This is a genomic window from Rhizomicrobium sp. (genome assembly GCA_037200045.1).
Lineage (GTDB): Bacteria > Pseudomonadota > Alphaproteobacteria > Micropepsales > Micropepsaceae > Rhizomicrobium.
In genome coordinates, this window is the sequence record JBBCHM010000002.1 from 77,191 (window position 1) to 94,609 (window position 17,419).

The window sequence follows — 17,419 nt, forward strand, 5'->3', positions numbered from 1 at the left end:
CGTGGCAACCCCTATTTCAGCATCGACGTGATGAACTTGATGAGAGACGCCTTCTCCACGCCGGCGCGGTGACCGACAATTCCGACCTTCAGCGCGCCCGCCGCATTTCCCAGGAATCCGACATCGCTCATTTGTGCGCCCGACGCCACCATCGGCGCGGTCACGGCAAAAAACGCATCGCCGGCACCAACCGTATCGACGATCGTACTGGTGAGAGCCGGCACGCCGGCGAGAGTGCCGTCCGGCGAACGGGTCATGCAGCCATACTTGCCGCGCGTGACGATGACGTTTGGGCAGTTGACGCTTTGCGGCAGGCGGTTCTGCACGATTTCCGCGAGATCGACATGCTTGTCGCCGGCGGCGAGGAAAGCCTCGGGAGAGTCGATGCAGATATAGTCGGCCCGCGAGTAGCGGGTAATCAGATTATAGCCGAGATTTGCGCTGTTGCTTTGCGCGTTCACACCAAGGAATCGCGCGTGTTCGGCGAGCACCGAAAGCGTCTTGCGGCCCAAGAGGCCGTGTCCGAAGTCGGTCACGATCACCAGATCGTAGTCCTTGGCCCGACTGCGGATCATCTCATGCAGGTCGAACTCCACATCGCCGCTGATGGGATTGTCGTCCATCGAGTAGACTTCGAACAGCTTGCGCAACGAATAGCTTTCGACAAACCGGGTCTTGCGCGTGGTTGGCGACGACGGCTTGGTCAATGGATGGAGATGGATGTTGGAGCGCAGTGAATCGCGAATCAGCTTTTCATAACGGTCGGAATCACCCAAGCAGGTGATCAGATCCACCGACTTGCAGAAGCTGGCGACGTGATTGGCCGCGGCGAACACGCCGCCGGCGTAGGTCTCGCGATTCTGATAAAGCGTCGCGATCATGTTCTCCTTGGGAGATTTTCCCAGGGGCGCGACGAACTGATACTCATCGATGATGGCATCGCCGACCATCAGAATCCTGTAGTCCGAAATCTTGTCGATGATCGCGGTGAGCCTTTCCAGCGCGCCGCCGTCACGCATGCTTTCCAGATAATTCGCCAGTTCCGGCTGATAAACGTTGAAATGCCGATTGATCAAGTTCGACGAGGAAAAGGTGATATCATCGGTAAAGACAATGCGTCCGCCGTGGGATTCAACGGCGGCGCGCTCATTGTCGATCTTGCCGGTGACGTCGTCCGATGCATTTCGATAGTCGGATCCCTTAACATATACCGATGGCTGCACGGCGTTGAGAACCGTCTCGGCGGTGGGCGCATGATTGATCGCAACCAGATCAACATACTCCATCGCCGCCAGCATTTCAGCGCGCAACTGTTCGGGAAAGACCGGTCGATTGGGACCCTTGTTCACGTAGCGATCGGCAGTGAGGGTCACGCAGAGCAGCGTGCCCTCCTGGCGCGCGGCTTCGAGATGGCGCACATGACCCATATGCAGCACGTCGAAGACGCCATGGCACAGTACGACCGTTTCGCCCGACAGCTTGGCCTGCCGCACGGCGGCGGACATTTCTTCAAGCGATTTGATCTTGTCGCGAATTCCAAATTTCGAAACGCGCGACGCGCCCCCGCCTACGATCAGTCTCGGCTTATTGGACATGCGCCTCGGCCCCCTGCTTTTCCCGCTCCGGGCTCAAATACTTGAACCAATCGGTAGTCGCCTCCTTGATGCCGTCGACGGTCCACACCGGAGCGGTGCGCCAATAGTCGATATTCTCCAACATCTTCTGTACGCCCTGCTCGAACGAGACTTTGGGCGCCCAGCCGAGTTCTCTGCGGATCTTCGTCGTGTCCGCCAATGTAATATCGGGCTCCCCAGGGCGCTTGGGAATGTGCACAGTTTCCTTGGCTCCCAGAAGTTCAACCAAACGGTTGACGCTCTGGGCATTGCCGGTGCCGACGTTGTAGATTTCTCCAGTTTTGTCGCTCTGGGCTGCCGTGATCAGGGCGTCTACGATGTCGGAGACATAGGTGAAATCGCGCTTCTGCTCGCCGTCGCCCACGATGGTCAGGGGCTTGCCGGCCAGGAGCTGCGCCAAGAAAACGCCAAAAACGGCGCCATAGGTGCCGGACGTGCGAGCGCGAGGGCCGTAGACATTGAAGAATCGCAGCGACAACGCCGGTAGCTGATAGAGCTGTGCCCAGTGCATGACGATCTGTTCGCCCAGCAGCTTGGTCAGCGCATAAGGATAGCGCGGATCCATCGGATTGGTCTCCGGCGTCGGATAGACGTCCGGAATGCCGTAGCATGAGGACGACGCGACATAGATCAGTCGGCGCACCTTGTTTTCCCGTGCCGCTTCGACGACCGAGTAGGTGCCGTCGACATTCGCTCGGAAGTACGCCTCGGCATTCTGAATGGACGGCACGATGTCGGCCATGGCGGCCAAGTGAAACACGCGATCGGCGCCTCGCAGATGCGATACCATCGCCGCTTTATCGGCGACGTCTGCGTGAAGAAATTCGAAGCTGGAGTTGCCGTCATGTTGCGCCAAATTCGCGCGCCGACCGACCGCCAAATTGTCCACGACACGAACCGGCCGGCCCTTGGCGATAAGTGAGTCTACAAGATGACTTCCGATAAATCCGGCCCCGCCGGTTACGACATCGAATCCGCTCAAAATGTTGCCCACTGCCAACTCACTTTTGACCAAGCCCCGTTCAATTTTCCACGAAGTCTAGAATTCTTATAGCTTAAGGGTTTAATAGCCTCATTCCGGTAGGCACACAAGTTTGAATGGCCGAATCCGCTCGCCAAAAACCCGTCATTTGAGGCAATGCGGCCGCTCTCAGCGCAATTCATCGTACTGGACCGCACGGCCGGGCGCACCTCCTCAGGGGGCAGAAACGCCGGCCGTAAATGGGATGTGGCGCGATGGTAAATGCATGTCGTGGCATCGCCAGTCGAAGGCGCGTTATTCCACACCCCAAGACTGCATCCTGGACGATGATCGTCCCTGGGCGGGTGACGCCACGCGTTGCCAGTGTTGCGAGCCCCCATCCAGGTGGCAATCGGTTCCAGCCTTCAAGACCGTGTCGAAAATAGATGCTTTCTTGAAAATATTCGTGAATAAGGACGCTTGTGCAGAACGTGATCGAACGGACGCGCTAGGACGACGCAATCTAGTTGCCGGCGAGCGAAGGTTGCCGGGCGATTCGACAATGAAGCCGGCCACAGGCCGATCATTGCCAGAATGTGTTTGTCAGGAATGGAATTGCTGATAAATCCTTCGCCAGGGTGGGTCATCAAACGATCCTTTTTCCCGACGGCTCATGGTTGGCACTCGCTTCCGGGTCACCAGGTCGAAGGTTGCTTGTCGACAAGCTGGAGAACCTGCGTGGTTGCTGACTTCATCGAGCGCTACAGGCAATTGATCGGTAGGAAGATGAAGACTACATCCGGCGACCGCCCGCTCGGCGAAATGGACGGCCTGCTATTTCGTCGCGTCGATATCGAGCCGAAAAACCTGTCGCGAGCGTGGTGGCCGGTCGATTTCCATGGCGGGGTCGACACCAATGCGCCGCGATGAACGGCCACTTTGGCGCCAAACAGGCCGTCGCCGTGTATATGGGCACAGACGGGCTCAATTCCACGTGGCCTTATCTCTGGCAAACAGCGCGGAAGCCGCTCCAAGCGACATGTTGCGCGAGGCTTGATTTGCCGCCCTCAAAAATTCCAGCAGCCTCTCGGACAGAGACAAGTTTCCAATGCGTGCGGTCGTAGTTCATAGCACCTTCGTGGAATTGGGGGGGGCTGAGGCTTATTGCTTTCGCGTCGTCGAACTGCTGCAACAGCGCTTCGATGAGGTGCTCGTTCTTCACCACGGCAGGCCGGTCGATCTGGATCAGGTCGAGAAATGGGCAAAGCTTTCATTCGACCGCACCAAGGTATGCTTCCGGTCCATGCCGTTCGGTGCCGTCACACGTCTCACCGAGCGGTATCGGCCAGGTTCCTTTTCGCAACTCAAATCTGCTCTCATGTGCGAGCAGGTCCGTCCCATCGTGGCCGATGCGGATCTGCTGGTCACGACCGGCCTGGAATGCACCCTGCGTGCAAGGCACATCATTGAGTGCATACATTTCCCGCAGCTCATTTTCGACCGGGAGAGCCTGAAGTATCTAGGCTGGCAGACCGACAATAATCTGAAGTACGCGGCAAAAATTGCCTATATCCTGCTGCTTCGGCGACTGGTGCGATGGAACAAGAACTATATCAGCAGCTTGGTGACGGTAACCAACTCGAGCTGGACGGCCGAGCAATTCCTCCGAAACTATCCAGAAGCGGACGTTCACCCGATTCATTTTGGAATTGCCGTCGAACTTAAGCCCGATTCGGCGGCGTGGGTGGATTTCGAGCGGCGCGCGAACAATTTCGCAATTGTTGGCCGAATCTCACCCGGAAAAAGGACGCTGGACGCCGTCGAGATTGTGTCGCGCTTGAGGGGGCTGGGCCACGATGTCGGTCTGCACATCATCGGCAGTGGCTCCGGCCTGTATGCCGATGCCTTGCTACGCGCGATCACAGACAAGCCATGGGTCAAGTGGCACCAGTCGCTCAACCGAACCGAGATGGAAGAACTGATCGTCGGCAACAAATGGGGGCTTCATTGTTGCGAGCATGAGCACTACGGGTTTGCGCCGGGGGAAATGCAGGCGCTGGGCTGTATAACGTTCATCCACGATTCCGGCGGACAGCGGGAGATCATATTGAATGCCGAGCAACGCTATAGCGATATCGATGACGCCGTGCGCAAGATCGACACCGTCATGCGAGACACATCGAGGCATGAGGCACTGACTGCACTTGGCGCAGAGGGGGCGAAGCTCCATTCCAGCGAAGGATTTCGCAGGAAATTCCTGGCCCTTGTTGAAGAAGTCATGACGGAAAAAAGGGTGGATGATGATGAAAAAACGCCGCTCTGACCGTTTTAGTCTCGGTCGCTCAAGCGCCGGAGAGCCTGCGCATTCCAGGCAGCAGTCCGGATCACGCAATAGGATCGGCGGAGAATATCTGCGGCATGCGAGACGTGTCATGGAATGCCGTAGCCGGGGGAGGACGTCGTGAGCATCATGAAGAGGTTTGCCAAGCGCCTATTGAGAAGGACGCGCGTGCTCGAACAGATGCGAGGGCTCGTCGACCGCCAAACTAGCTATTCCCAATTTGGTGAAGACGTCCATATCGCATCTTATTACAATCGGCTGGCATTTGATCGAGGGATAGTCGTCCGCAAGGGCTGCATCGTCGACGTGGGAGCATTCCGTCCCATTTCCATGTCGAATACGTATTTTTTCTACAAACGCGGCTGGCGGTCCATAAACATTGATCCGACGCCCGGTACAAAGGCGATCTTTGACCGGGTCCGGCCGAAAGACACCAATCTCGAAGTCTCAATCGCCCCCCAGGCCGGCCAAGGGACCTTCTATCTGTTCGGCCAACCTTCCGTCTGGAACACAATGGACGAAGCGGCAGCCCGCGAGGCCGAGGCAAAGACGGGTCAAGCCCCGCAGCGCATCACCGTCACGATTTGCCGGCTGGATGAAATTCTGGACCACCACTTGGTGCAGGATTCGTTCGAGATTCTCACAATTGATGCGGAGGGCTATGATGTCGAGATTTTGCGCTCGAACGACTTCGCGCGCTATTCTCCACGCCTGATCCTGATCGAAGTTCATGACTTGAACCTCGCAGAATTGCCGAACCATCCCGTGGTGCGCTATTTGGAGGATAGGGGCTATAGTCTCTATTCTTGGATCAATCCCAACCTGCTTTTCGTGCGCTCCGATTCGCTGCTGAACGTGGGCAAACATGCGGAGCCCGCGCTATGACACATGCAGCCCCATACGACCTTGCGGTTGCCTATCGCATTTATCCAGGCGTTTCGAAAATTCCGCCCTACCATGCCGACAACAAGTACAAGATGTCGGAGCTATGCCTGCGGTCGTTTAAGGCTTCGCTCGGGACCCTCAAGGTGAAGATCTGGGCCCTGCTGGACGGCTGCCCGCCGGAATATGAAGCGCTGTTCCGTGAGATATTTGCCGACGACACGCTGGAAGTGCTCAACCTAGATAAGCTGGGCAACCTAAAGACCTTTTCCATGCAGATCGACATCCTGGCCGAGCAGACGGATGCCGAGTTGGTCTATTTCGCGGAAGACGACTATTTCTATCTGCCCGGCGCCCTGACGAAGATGGTTGACTTCATACGGGCGAACAAGGACGCCGACTTCGTTTCGCCCTACGACCATCCCGATGCTTACGACACTGCATTCAAGGTCGAGCGCCACTTCATCCGACCGTTCGGCGACCGCTACTGGCGGAGCGCCGGCTTCACTTGTCTCACCTTCCTCACGACCCGCGCCACGCTGATCCGCACCAAGGGCATCTTTCGCACCTTTTGCTATAAAAACTGGGACTATTCTGTTTGGATCGCCCTGACCCGCAAATTGAGCCTGGCGGATCTGCGAATCTATTGGCACGATATTCATCACCTAAAGATCTGGGTGAAGACGTTCATGTATGGGACACCAAGGCTTCTGTTCGGACGCTATCACCGGCTATGGATGCCCCTACCCTCTCTCTCGACGCATATGGAATCGACCCGACTGGCCGTGCTTGAGGACTGGCCGACGCATTTTGCGGACTTCGAACGCAACAAAGAACGCGTGCCGGCAAAGAACGAAACGTGGTGACGCGGCGCTTTTTTTGGCCGAGGTTGGCCGACGGACGTCTGTGGCCGCCTTCCGTGGCGACCCAACCCGGGGGCGAGTTGCCTCCAGTCCACGAGGGAAAATGGAAATGAAACGTATCCTTGTCACCGGCGGCGCCGGCTTTATCGGCTCGCATCTGTGCAAGCAATTGCTCGATCAGGGCAATGAAGTACTGTGCGTGGACAATTATTTCACCGGGACACGCCGAAACATCGAAGGGTTGCTGTCCAATCCGGTCTTCGAGGCAATGCGCCACGATGTGACGTTCCCGCTCTATGTCGAAGTGGACCAGATCTACAATCTGGCCTGCCCCGCTTCCCCGATCCACTATCAGTTCGATCCGGTGCAAACGACCAAAACGAGCGTGATCGGCGCGATCAACATGCTGGGGCTGGCGAAACGGGTGAAGGTGCCGATCCTGCAAGCCTCGACCAGCGAGGTCTATGGCGATCCCGACATCCACCCCCAGGTCGAGAGTTATTGGGGCAATGTCAATCCGATCGGCCCGCGCTCCTGCTATGACGAGGGCAAGCGTTGCGCGGAGACGCTGTTCTTCGACTACAAGCGCCAGCACAATCTGCGCATCAAGGTGGCGCGTATCTTCAATACCTATGGCCCGAATATGCACCCGAGGGACGGGCGGGTGGTTTCCAACTTCATTGTTCAGGCGCTGACCGATCAGCCGATTACCATCTATGGCGAAGGCCTGCAGACGCGGTCATTTTGCTACGTGGACGATCTCGTGCGCGGCTTGATCGGGCTGATGAACTCTCCAGACGATTTTACCGGCCCATGCAACCTGGGCAATCCCGTCGAATTCACCATGCTTCAGCTCGCGGAACAGGTATTGATGCTGACGGGGTCCAAGTCCCAGCTGATTTACCAGCCCCTCCCGCAAGATGATCCGCGGCAACGCCAGCCCGACATCTCCCGCGCCCGGCAAGTTCTGAACTGGGAGCCGAACATTGCGTTGAAGGACGGGCTGGTCAAAACCATCGCCTATTTCGACCAGTTGCTGAAATCTTCCTGATCGGCGCCAAGGCGACGGCATGCGCCACGTCAGATCCCAAGTTGCGGTAGCTTGAAGAATGATGCCAGGCATTGCTTGGCTTGATTTAAGTCATCTGAGATTGTGATCCGAAAGTCATTATCGGCCAGACGCAACGCTGCCGCGCGGGTCCGTGCTCCGTGGCCGGTCATCAGATGAATTGCCATGGGCAGCCCTGCCGCTTTCGCGGCTTCGATATCGCTGACATGATCACCGATCATGCAGCTCCGGCTCAGATCGAGGTTCAGCAACTCAGCACCAAGTTTCAGCATGCCCGGCCCCGGTTTTCGCCAGCGTGCATGCCTGTTCTCATAGCCTGGCGTAAAGTCCGGATGAAAGGGACAGGCAAGAACCACATCCACACCACAGTTCTCCTGTAGCAATTGGTCGGCAATTTCCTGCTGCACGATTTCGAATGCCGGCCAGTCGTAATAGCCGCGAGCGATTCCGGATTGATTGGTGACCACCACGGTGGGAATACGATTCCCTCGGAGAAACCGCAGAAGTTCGCCGACGCCGCTTTCCAGCACAACATCTTCTTTGCGGCGAAGATAGTGAACTTCCTTCACCAGGACCCCGTCGCGATCCAGCAGGACGCCCGGCCGTCGCGGTCCGGGAGCGGCATCCGGAGGGAATTGCCAAATTCCATCCGCGTTCAATCGTCCAAACACCGCCGCCTCCCGGTCTTCGTTCCACGTGGCATAGAACAGCGCATGGTAAAGTCTCAGCCCGTCTGGCCAACCGAGGCATCCGAAACGGCTGGCAACGTGTTCTCGACTTTCGTTTCCACGACCCGGCTTACCCGAGAGGGAAGGTCAAAGCGACGCTGCCACGATGTCAACAGCCACACCAAGAGAAAATCCTCGCCGAGATTCACAACGAACAGCAACCACACAAGAAACAACACGTTCTTCAATTCCCAGCGCAAATCACTGCGATACACGCGCCGCGCCACAAGGCCGTTGATCATTGCGCAGCCGATGAGACCATATTCGTAAAAATTCTTCGGCAGACTCGCACCGGCGATCTGGAAATTTAGAAGCAACGATAGCGGACGAACGGTCCGATCGTAACTTCCGGGTCCGTTCCCGAAGAAAAGCAGGTATTTGTTCGCCAATGTGGTCTGAAGCATCAGAAACGGCGCAACAAAACGGGCATAGCCGCTGGATCCGGCAGCCTGGAATTCGGCCAGGCGGGCGACCCAGAAGCCGACCCCCGGGATTTTATCGCCCCAAAAATATACGCTGATGGCAGCCACGCCAAGCAGACCCGCGATGCGAAGGGATTGGCGGGAGCGTGGAACAAGAACGGCGAATATAATGATCATAGCACCGGTCCCGGAAAACGAAAGGAAGAGCGCGAGAGCCAAAATGGCGAGCGCTCTGAAACGGGCCCTTCCAAAATACTCCATCAAGAGGGCCAAGGCGGAATACATCGAAAGGAACGACGACTCCCGGAGAAAATATCCGTTGGCTTTGAGCAGCCCGGCCATCGGACGGAAGTAAGCATATCCGCCCGCCTCATGCAGGCCCGCGGGAAGAACGTAATAGACGTTGACGAGAGATGTTAAGCCTACAACGTTCATCAGGGCGAATTGCACGATCGCGACGAGAGCTATCACTGTCACGCCAGCGATGTAGACCTCGCAGAAGTAGTTCCGAATCCGGCGGACTTTCTCCTCGTCCTTGCAGTCGAAGACAAAGGGCAGGTACAGCGTAATCGTCATCAGGAAGGAACTGGAAGACACTAGTTCCCCGTGACGAAGCCCAAGCAGGCCGATCACGCCGGCGACTGTCAGCATGGTGAGCGGGACGATTCGGATCGTCAGGAGATTTTGCGCGGCGAAGTATGCGATCGTCGCGAAATACAGGATTAGCGGAACCGCGACCGGAAACGAGCCGATCATGTACGCGATCTGCGTCAGGAACAGCATCCCAATGCAGAGTATCCAGAGCCAGATGCGCAGATTGCGCGACAGGACTAGGTCCTGCGAAACGGCAGACTGCATAGATGGTCATCCCGCGAGACGGCGCAATCGATCAGCAACGAGATGTATGCAGAAAACACCGTTGGTTACCTCGCCAGCGGCATCAGCGCCGCGCCGGCCGGCGCCTTGCGATTGGGCCAGCGGAACACATCAATCCACCTCTTGAGGACGCCACTGTACGAAGCGGCAGCGACGAGAAAAATCCAGGCAACTGTGGAGGCGACGAACGAGAATATCAGAGCCGTGAACGGCGACATCGGCGATATCGGCGTTGGCGAGGCGTATGGCATGCTTACCAACACATAGGAAAATCTCTGGTCAGCCACCATCATGACTTTCAGTTCTTCTTGACTTGCCATGGTATCGATCAGGGCTTCCTTCTGTTCCGACAACGTGATCCGGGCCAATTCATTCGATATATACTGTATCCTGGCGTCGACGTCCCGCATGTGCTGTTGGCGGATAATATCGTCCGCGCGTCGCAGGATCGTGTCCAGATACGCCTCGGCGCGCTCGGGCGTATTGGATTGAAAACTTACCGTCAGATAGGGACTGTTTCCACCCGACAGGCTGGCGACTTGGGTTTTCCCCGCATCCTGTGCTTGGGCGAATTGCAAGTGTGTCTGGAGATAGGACACGAGCGAGTCGACATCGGGGTGATCCAAGACGGGGCGATTTAGAAAACGGTTGATCGCCGACGAGAATGCATGGAGCGATCCCCGCGGCTTCCATCTCTTGCCAGCGGAATCCCAGCTTGCTTCGAAGATGGTTTGCAGGAAATTGTCTTTCTGCGCCAACTCGACAGCAAGACGCGGCGACAGCATCAATTGCTGGTATTCCTGAAACGGGTCGCTGCTGGTGCCGCCCCCCCCCCCCAACAAACGCCGCGCCGCGCTGTTCCCGATCTGGCTACCGCCCATCGAAGACATCATAGAACTTACAGGAGAGGGATTGGGCGGTCCGATCGTGGCACGAGCCACAAAGATGGGAGGCGTCCAGAGGTAGGACAACAGCCAGATGGAGCCGATCAGAATGGATAACAGCAAGAGGAGCGGAACGTAAAAAGGTAACCTGCGTGCGACGCCGGCGGCAAAGCTCAGGACCGTCGCAATGTCGAGTTGGGCTTCGCTGGCGATCGACCTTTCGTTGCGACGCAGCGGCGTGATCGCTTCGTTAGACATGTGCGTCTTCCACCATTTCCTACGTTAGGCCAACACTCGCTCGCCTCGCTTCCATCCCTGTCCCGGATCAAGTCAGCTCATCCGCCCGCGGAGCGTGACCAACTCAACCCCGCTGTCGCATCGACGCCATCAGGCATCACCATCGCCGAAACACATTGCAGGCCCGACTTGCGCAGAGTCGACGGCCCTCTGTCCGCTTGATTTGATGACTTGCGGGCTCTCATCCAGAATTTCGCGCTAAACCCGGGTATTTACCAGACCATATGGGCGGCCCCCCGTCAGGTCAACTGGACGAGACGCGACCGTCGACTAACGACAGGCCGCGTGTACTACGCACGACACAAGCCCAAAAAGTGTCCGCCTTGCTATAGCAGAAACGAGTGAATATTCTAGAATTCGGACAGGCGCGGCGATTGCTTGGACGCCTCTTCGCCCGGCTCGGCGCTATTAGTAGGGGCATCATTGACCGAGAAAGTGACGCCGATTGCGCCGCGGATGGATAAAAATCTCGCCCCCCATTTCACCGCGCTCGGGCCCCTGCACGATATCGTTGCTTCGTCGACGGGCCACGGATCGCCTGTCCCGTCACCGGATCGAGAACCCGTTCCGCCATTGGTTGAGGCGCATCGCGCCATTCGGTAAACCTGCCGCGCCCCTCGTCAAAACGCAGACGATGTCCTGAAGCAGAGCCAAGATGCGCATACTTGTCCACGATTATGGCGGTTATCCCTTTTGTCTGGAATTGAGTCGGGAAATTGCGGCGCGCGGCCATCAGGTGCAACACGTCTTTTTCCCTGCCGCCTGCACCTCAATTCACAACATGGACGCCCGTGCGTCCGACCCCGCGACGCTGAAAATCGTCCCACTGGGTACGGAATTGCAGTATGCGAAATACGCCTCTCTCTTTCGCAGGCGGGCTCAGGAAATCGCGTATGGCCGGCGACTGGGCGCCCACATCGCCGAGTGGAAGCCCGATATCGTATTGTCGGCGAATGCGCCGCTGGACGTACAGCGCCGCGCCATCGCGGCCAGCCACGCCATCAAGGCACGGTTTACGTTCTGGCTGCAAGACATCATAAGTGTTGCGATGAGCGTAATTCTGAAGGAACGACTCGGCGCAGCAGGCGCGCTGGTTGCGCGATACTACAGAATGGTCGAGGCGGACATCGCCCGCCGCAGCGATTCCGTCATCGCAATAGCAGAAGACTTCCTACCGGTCTTGAAGTGTTGGAACGTTGCATCCGAGCGATGCCATGTCATCGAAAATTGGGCGCCGAAGGACGACATTCATCCGGGGTCGAAGGACAATTCCTGGTCACGTGCAAACGGATTGCATGACAAGCATGTCCTTCTTTACTCCGGCCGTTTGGGATTCAAGCACAATCCCAAGCTACTTCTGGCGCTGGCGGAAGAATTTCGCACAGACCCCAATGTCATAGTCCTCGTGATAGCCGAAGGTCAGGGCGCTGACTGGCTGGCCGAGCAGAAGACGTTGCGCGATCTGCCCGGGCTTCAGCAAATGCCGTTCCAACCCTACGCCGAACTTTCAAATGCATTGGCGAGCGGGGACGTCCTTATCTGCATCATAGAGCAGTCTGCCCACCTCTACTCCGTCCCCTCCAAGATTCTCAGCTATTTGGCCGCCGGTCGAGCGATTCTCGCGGCCATGCCGGAAGACAACGTCAATGCGCAGCACATCGCACGCGTGCAAGCAGGACTGGTGGTACCGCCGGAGCGGCCGGACGCGGCGATCGACGCGGCGCGCAGGCTACTGGCCAACGAGAGCATTCGCGCACGGTACGCGGGCAATGCGCGCCGCTACGCCGAGGAAGCCTTCGACATTCAGAGCATCACGGACCGGTTTTTGAAAATTCTGCTGCGGACGTGAAAGGCTTTGTATCGGAAGCAAAGAAAATTGACCGGCCTCATCATGATGTCCGTGCGCCACAGCATACGCAGCGCACCAAGCGAGTCTCAGCGGAGAAACTGTCGTCGGGCCGTCCCTCGTTGAATGTCAATATCAGATTCTCGCGCCTTGCTGGCCCGATCGCTCCGCACCTCGGCTGATGCAGAGCCGACACTGCCGGTTAAACGAACTCAGCAGGCTAGAAATTCGCGCAGCGATAGTCGCGGCAGGACCTCCAGCTTTCCTCCATCCGTCGCGTTCACGAGCAGCCTTCTGCCGCGTCCGTAGGCATCAAGGGCCATGCGATAATCGTATTCGCTCTCCAATAGATCCGGCAGTTGCCACGTCTGATTGGCGAAATAGGTCGGATCGAAGTGATTGGGATCGGAGGCGCCGCAGGCCACGCGCTGGTTCGGGTGGCCCACCGTTTCGTAGTGATGGTCGCAGCCCACCAGCGCCACCGATGTGAATCCCATGTGGTAGGCCAATTGCAGCGCGACGAAGGTGACCGTTGCCCCGTGATAGACCGAGAGCGAGCAGTCGCGGGCGAACTTCCGGTTCGTGACCGTGGCTGGAATGAAGATCCGGCTTGGCGACTTTTTTATGGAAACGGTTGCCAGGCTATGGAGGAACAGGGGGATATCGGTCCGATTGAAGAATTCGCGCTGCTGTTCGATGACCAGCAGGTTCGTCGCGACGATGCAGGACGGCCGGAACGCGTGCCTGGAAAACAGCAAGTCGATCTTGTTCAAGCCGAAACAGTAGACGCCTTCGAGAAGCGAGAAGTCGACGCCGTTCAACGACGGGCCGTTGCAGAGAATCACGGCCTTCTCGCCGCGATGGCTATTGCGCAGCGCCTTCATCCTGGCGCGCGAGCGCCACGATTCCGGATTGAGGTCCCAGAGCAGCCGGCGCGCGACCTCGACCAGGGCAATCCTGTAGGGGTTGACGGACTGCGTACGCAGGATGTTTCGACCCAGCACGACCAGCGGCAAGGTATCCGGCGACACCTGCGCGCCGGAGGCCACCGGTTGTCCCCAGGAAAACATTTGAGTCGGGCCGGACCTTTGCACGCGTTCGTTCACATAAAGGCTCCCCGACACCGACCGCATGAATCATGTGACAGATTCGATCATGCGCACTCATCGGGACTCGCGCAAGAACTGCTCCAGCGGCATGCGGGGCAATATCTCCAGCTTGCCACCCACGGTGGCATTGACCAGTTCGCGGCCCGCCGCGCGATAGACGTCCAGCGCCATGCGATAGGAGATTTCACTCTCCGCGAGGTCGGGAAGAATCCATGGTACATCCGAAAAATAGCGAGGATCGAAATGGTCGGGATCGCGGCCCTCCGCCATGCCAAGCATGCCCGCCGGACCCTGGCGGTTAAAATGATGATCGCAACCCACCAATGCGACCCGCTTGAAGCCCATGTGGTAGGCGAGCTGCATCGCGGCATAGGTGACGGTATAGCCGGGATGAATGGAGATCGAGCAGTCGCGGGCAAAGGCGCGCGACAACGACGTCGCGTGCAGGAATATCCGCCCCCGCCCGCCGCGTACCAGATGAATGCCGGTGCGGTTGAGGAACAGGGGGATGTCGGTGCGATTGTAGAAATCGGCGGTCTGCTCGATCACGCGGTAGTTCATGCAGACGATGGCGGAAGGGCGAAACCCAGTACGGTCGAACAACAGGTGTATCTTGTTGAGTCCGAAACAGAAGGTTCCTTTCAGGCATTCGAAATCAACGCTGTTCAGGGATGGACCATTGCACAGGATCAAGGCCATTTGGTCGCGGTGCGAATCCTTGAGGGCGACCAGTCCGCGGCGCGAGCGCCAGGATTCGGCACGCAGATCCCAACGCAGCCGATGCAGGATTTCCCGACCCGCCACGGCATATGGATTTATCGTGCACGCCGTCTTGTTCATGAACGAGTGCCACGGCCAGCCAGCGACGACGGCAGCCCAAAGACGTCGATAAGACGTGCAAGATAGAAATCATTGCGCGCGTCGCCGCGGTTATTCCGACGGAACAGCCCGACGCGCTGGGAGCCGGGCCAACTCGCGAAGGACCGGCGCCAGCTTGTCTTGCGCGTCCGCAGGCCGATGAGCCGGCTCGCCCAGAACAGCCCCAGATCGTCGGCTTTTGGCGCCAGAGCGTAGATATCCATGATCGTGGCGGACATGTCCTTCGCCACCGCGGGCGCATAAAGGACGCCGCCTACCCCGGTCGGTAACAGGTCAATGCCCTCCTGCGGTCCTGCCACATCTTTCTCCCATTGCGCATAGGGCTGGATCAACCCCGATGGAGTGAACCCGACGCGATGCGCCCTATGGCAGATGACTGCGGGGTGCTCGGCATCAAAAGCAGCCACCAGGCCGGCCAACCAGTCGGAGGGATAGTACGTATCGTCATCGGCGGTAACGACGAACCAGCCGGGCTGCGCCGCGATGGCCGGGATCAGTTTCGTATAAGGCCCCAAATCGGCCGTGCGGCGTATCTCCACGCCCCGCTCCGCCAGACGCAAAACGGCGGCCGGCAGGGATATATCTGCATCTGCAATCCAAAGGATGATGCGATCCGGCGCCATGCGTTGCAGCAACAGCGACCTGAGCGTGAACGCCAGGGTGGGAAAGCGTGCGCGATACGATGTCAGCGAGACCAGCAGCGGCGCCGGAAGGCCGTGCGATTCCCGCCTCCGATAGCGCCGAAAGGCCCATTCCCATGCCAGAACCGTCATGGCCATATAGCCGATCGCAAGAGCCACGACGCCGCGCCAGGCGCGGCCTAAATCCCGCCGAAGGATCCTCAGCATGGATCGCCCACGGTCCGGGCGATCGTCCGGCCTTCGCCATACGGACGGGCGGGGGCATATCCAAAGGGCATGCAGAAGACATGCAGTTGCCGTATCAGACGCTTCGCCCGGCTCAGCAGCGTAAGCGGCGGCACGTCCTTGAGGGCGAACCCATAGTCCCGCACGCATTCCGCTAGCGCGGCCGCATATTCGGCACGATAGGGGTCCGACCGCAGGTAGTGCGAATAGTGAACGATCATCGGCGCCAACCGCGCGCGGTTCCGGGCGAAGCAGTAGCCGGTATGGCGGTAGAACCAGTTGCCGAAATTCCATCGCGCCGATAGCTGGTGCCAGTCGTCCCGCAAAATCGCGTTCAAGGCGTCCTGGTCGTGCAGGCGTGTCAGCTGGCCGCTGGCGCGGCGCCACGCCAGCACGGCGTCCGCAATACCGCGGGCGCGCCATCGCTTGAGATCGATCAGCAGCACGCCCGAATTGAACAGATCCGCCCGCATCAGGCTGGCACGATAGGATGGCCGAAGCAGCACGCTGCCCCAGCGGCTGGTGCGGAACTGGCGCACCGCGCCAAGGGTCGCGCCGCCCAGATCGGCATCGAACAGAGGCGCGATATCGCCCCGACAGATGATGTCGGAATCCAGATAGAGAATCCGATCCATGTTGCCGGGCAGGAAATCGGCCAGCCAGAGCCGGAAATAGACCGCCGGAGACATGCGCCTGTGAAGGATGGGAAGATCGGCGGCCAGATTCGGATCGACCGCGATCACGCGGATCATCGCCCCGAAACGGCGGGCAACCGCTTCGAGCCGATGACGATCCGCCTCCGCCAGGCCGCTGGAGAGAACAGTCACCGCGACGGGCCGCGAGGCCCGCTTCAGCAGGGTGTGAAGAGCGACCCCGGTCTGCGCGACAAACCGCTCGTCGGTCGAGAATGCGACTTGTATACGTCCCACCATTCCTCCGGCCGCGAAACGCCCCCGGCTTAGTTTGCCGCAATCGGCCACAAAACCAAGCTTTGGACATCGGCCCGCAAACCGAATAATGCCCCAGTCTGCAAGCCGAGGGATCAGGACGATGGGACAAAGCGTGGTGGCCCTGCTCCCCATGAAGGCCAACAGCGAGCGGATCAGGGGCAAGAACTTCCGCCCCTTTGCCGGCAAGCCTCTGTTCCGCTGGATCCTGGACACCCTGCTGTCGCTGGACGAGATCGGCCTCGTCGTCGTCAACACCGATGCGCGCGCGATCCTGAAGGAAAACGGATTGGAGAGCGGCGGCCGCGTCCTGATTCGGGACCGCCCTGCGGCGTTGTGCGGCGACCGGGTCAGCATGAACGCGATCATCGCCGACGACATCGCCGCGATCGCGGCCAATACCTATCTGATGACCCACACCACCAATCCGCTGCTGCGGCCGGCGACCATCCGCGCCGCGCTGGCCGCGTTCCGCGACGCGGCGGACGCGGGCCGGGGCGATTCGCTCTTTACCGTGCGAAAGCACCAGACCCGTTTCTATCGCGCCGACGCCAGCCCCATAAACCACGATCCGGCGAATCTGATCCGGACCCAGGACCTCGAACCCTGGTTCGAGGAAAACTCCAATCTCTACATATTCACGCCGGAGAGCTTTCGCATGACGGGCGCGCGCATCGGCGCGAGGCCCGTTCTGTTCGAGACGCCCAAAAGCGAATCGTGCGACATCGACGTTCCCGAGGATTGGATGATCGCGGAAGCGATCGCCGTGCACGGCCGGCACTAGCGCTGTCGCCAGCCACGCAAGGCGTGTCATA

At 58.7% G+C, this 17,419-nt stretch carries 16 protein-coding genes; 7 read left to right on the top strand and 9 right to left on the bottom strand.

All coding sequences use genetic code 11. From position 1 onward, the window contains the following. Positions 1 to 11 precede the first annotated feature (11 nt). Positions 12 to 1,595 carry a PfkB family carbohydrate kinase gene (locus WDM86_15670; GenBank protein MEI9991468.1) on the bottom strand — a complete coding sequence of 528 codons (1,584 nt, stop codon included), beginning with the start codon at positions 1,593 to 1,595 and terminating at the stop codon, positions 12 to 14. Next, positions 1,585 to 2,628: an SDR family oxidoreductase gene (locus WDM86_15675; protein ID MEI9991469.1), complete on the bottom strand. Its 1,044-nt coding sequence runs from the start codon at positions 2,626 to 2,628 to the stop codon at positions 1,585 to 1,587. Before WDM86_15675 ends, WDM86_15670 begins: the two co-directional genes overlap by 11 nt. Positions 2,629 to 3,309: 681 nt before the next feature. Between WDM86_15675 and WDM86_15680 the strand changes: the two genes are divergently transcribed. The 5 genes from WDM86_15680 to WDM86_15700 all read left to right on the top strand — a co-directional run bounded on the left by WDM86_15680 (position 3,310) and on the right by WDM86_15700 (position 7,732). Further along, on the top strand, positions 3,310 to 3,525 hold the full coding sequence (locus tag WDM86_15680) for a hypothetical protein (GenBank protein ID MEI9991470.1): 216 nt from the start codon (positions 3,310 to 3,312) through the stop codon (positions 3,523 to 3,525). Positions 3,526 to 3,703: 178 nt separating this feature from the next. Beyond that, a complete protein-coding gene (locus WDM86_15685) occupies positions 3,704 to 4,918 on the top strand; it encodes a glycosyltransferase (protein ID MEI9991471.1) in 1,215 nt (404 codons plus the stop codon). Between the two features lie 147 nt (positions 4,919 to 5,065). Beyond that, complete coding sequence (locus tag WDM86_15690; protein ID MEI9991472.1) at positions 5,066 to 5,821, top strand: FkbM family methyltransferase; 756 nt, start codon at positions 5,066 to 5,068, stop codon at positions 5,819 to 5,821. Continuing rightward, positions 5,818 to 6,684 (top strand): hypothetical protein, encoded by an 867-nt coding sequence (locus WDM86_15695; GenBank protein MEI9991473.1) that lies wholly within the window; start codon positions 5,818 to 5,820, stop codon positions 6,682 to 6,684. The genes WDM86_15690 and WDM86_15695 overlap by 4 nt, the downstream gene beginning before the upstream one ends. 106 nt (positions 6,685 to 6,790) lie before the next feature. Beyond that, complete coding sequence (locus WDM86_15700; protein ID MEI9991474.1) at positions 6,791 to 7,732, top strand: UDP-glucuronic acid decarboxylase family protein; 942 nt, start codon at positions 6,791 to 6,793, stop codon at positions 7,730 to 7,732. A 29-nt stretch (positions 7,733 to 7,761) separates the two neighbouring features. Here WDM86_15700 and WDM86_15705 read toward each other — a convergent pair whose 3' ends face one another. From WDM86_15705 to WDM86_15715, 3 genes are all read right to left on the bottom strand, one after another. After that, positions 7,762 to 8,421 carry an HAD-IIIA family hydrolase gene (locus tag WDM86_15705; protein MEI9991475.1) on the bottom strand — a complete coding sequence of 220 codons (660 nt, stop codon included), beginning with the start codon at positions 8,419 to 8,421 and terminating at the stop codon, positions 7,762 to 7,764. A 53-nt stretch (positions 8,422 to 8,474) separates the two neighbouring features. Next, positions 8,475 to 9,758, bottom strand: a complete 1,284-nt coding sequence (locus tag WDM86_15710) for a hypothetical protein (protein MEI9991476.1) — start codon at positions 9,756 to 9,758, stop codon at positions 8,475 to 8,477. Positions 9,759 to 9,823: 65 nt separating this feature from the next. Continuing rightward, a complete protein-coding gene (locus WDM86_15715; protein ID MEI9991477.1) occupies positions 9,824 to 10,918 on the bottom strand; it encodes a hypothetical protein in 1,095 nt (364 codons plus the stop codon). Between the two features lie 694 nt (positions 10,919 to 11,612). Here WDM86_15715 and WDM86_15720 point away from each other — a divergent pair. Then, on the top strand, positions 11,613 to 12,806 hold the full coding sequence (locus WDM86_15720) for a glycosyltransferase family 4 protein (protein MEI9991478.1): 1,194 nt from the start codon (positions 11,613 to 11,615) through the stop codon (positions 12,804 to 12,806). A gap of 209 nt (positions 12,807 to 13,015) precedes the next feature. Here the strand turns inward: WDM86_15720 and WDM86_15725 are convergent, their stop codons facing one another. The 4 genes from WDM86_15725 to WDM86_15740 are packed head-to-tail and all read right to left on the bottom strand — an operon-like array spanning position 13,016 to position 16,769. Beyond that, the gene (locus WDM86_15725; GenBank protein ID MEI9991479.1) at positions 13,016 to 13,909 is read right to left on the bottom strand and encodes a 6-hydroxymethylpterin diphosphokinase MptE-like protein; all 894 of its coding nucleotides are present in this window, start codon (positions 13,907 to 13,909) and stop codon (positions 13,016 to 13,018) included. A 57-nt stretch (positions 13,910 to 13,966) separates the two neighbouring features. Next, the gene (locus WDM86_15730; protein MEI9991480.1) at positions 13,967 to 14,752 is read right to left on the bottom strand and encodes a 6-hydroxymethylpterin diphosphokinase MptE-like protein; all 786 of its coding nucleotides are present in this window, start codon (positions 14,750 to 14,752) and stop codon (positions 13,967 to 13,969) included. Further along, positions 14,749 to 15,639, bottom strand: a complete 891-nt coding sequence (locus tag WDM86_15735) for a glycosyltransferase family A protein (GenBank protein ID MEI9991481.1) — start codon at positions 15,637 to 15,639, stop codon at positions 14,749 to 14,751. Before WDM86_15735 ends, WDM86_15730 begins: the two co-directional genes overlap by 4 nt. Beyond that, entirely contained in the window at positions 15,633 to 16,769 is a 1,137-nt protein-coding gene (locus tag WDM86_15740; protein MEI9991482.1) for a glycosyltransferase family 8 protein, read from the bottom strand. Before WDM86_15740 ends, WDM86_15735 begins: the two co-directional genes overlap by 7 nt. Between WDM86_15740 and WDM86_15745 the strand changes: the two genes are divergently transcribed. After that, positions 16,738 to 17,388, top strand: coding sequence for an acylneuraminate cytidylyltransferase family protein (locus WDM86_15745; GenBank protein MEI9991483.1), 651 nt, complete (start codon positions 16,738 to 16,740; stop codon positions 17,386 to 17,388). The two genes, WDM86_15740 and WDM86_15745, sit on opposite strands and share 32 nt — an antisense overlap. Positions 17,389 to 17,419 lie beyond the last annotated feature (31 nt).

Excerpts from the sequence above, each read along its gene's own strand:
- WDM86_15715 (MEI9991477.1), bottom strand. The coding sequence starts at position 10,918 with ATGTCTAACGAAGCGATCACGCCGCTGCGTCGCAACGAAAGGTCGATC.
- WDM86_15735 (MEI9991481.1), bottom strand. The coding sequence starts at position 15,639 with ATGCTGAGGATCCTTCGGCGGGATTTAGGCCGCGCCTGGCGCGGCGTC.
- WDM86_15670 (MEI9991468.1), bottom strand. The coding sequence starts at position 1,595 with ATGTCCAATAAGCCGAGACTGATCGTAGGCGGGGGCGCGTCGCGCGTT.
- WDM86_15720 (MEI9991478.1), top strand. The coding sequence starts at position 11,613 with ATGCGCATACTTGTCCACGATTATGGCGGTTATCCCTTTTGTCTGGAA.
- WDM86_15700 (MEI9991474.1), top strand. The coding sequence starts at position 6,791 with ATGAAACGTATCCTTGTCACCGGCGGCGCCGGCTTTATCGGCTCGCAT.
- WDM86_15690 (MEI9991472.1), top strand. The coding sequence starts at position 5,066 with ATGAAGAGGTTTGCCAAGCGCCTATTGAGAAGGACGCGCGTGCTCGAA.
- WDM86_15710 (MEI9991476.1), bottom strand. The coding sequence starts at position 9,758 with ATGCAGTCTGCCGTTTCGCAGGACCTAGTCCTGTCGCGCAATCTGCGC.
- WDM86_15745 (MEI9991483.1), top strand. The coding sequence starts at position 16,738 with ATGAAGGCCAACAGCGAGCGGATCAGGGGCAAGAACTTCCGCCCCTTT.
- WDM86_15685 (MEI9991471.1), top strand. The coding sequence starts at position 3,704 with ATGCGTGCGGTCGTAGTTCATAGCACCTTCGTGGAATTGGGGGGGGCT.
- WDM86_15695 (MEI9991473.1), top strand. The coding sequence starts at position 5,818 with ATGACACATGCAGCCCCATACGACCTTGCGGTTGCCTATCGCATTTAT.
- WDM86_15730 (MEI9991480.1), bottom strand. The coding sequence starts at position 14,752 with ATGAACAAGACGGCGTGCACGATAAATCCATATGCCGTGGCGGGTCGG.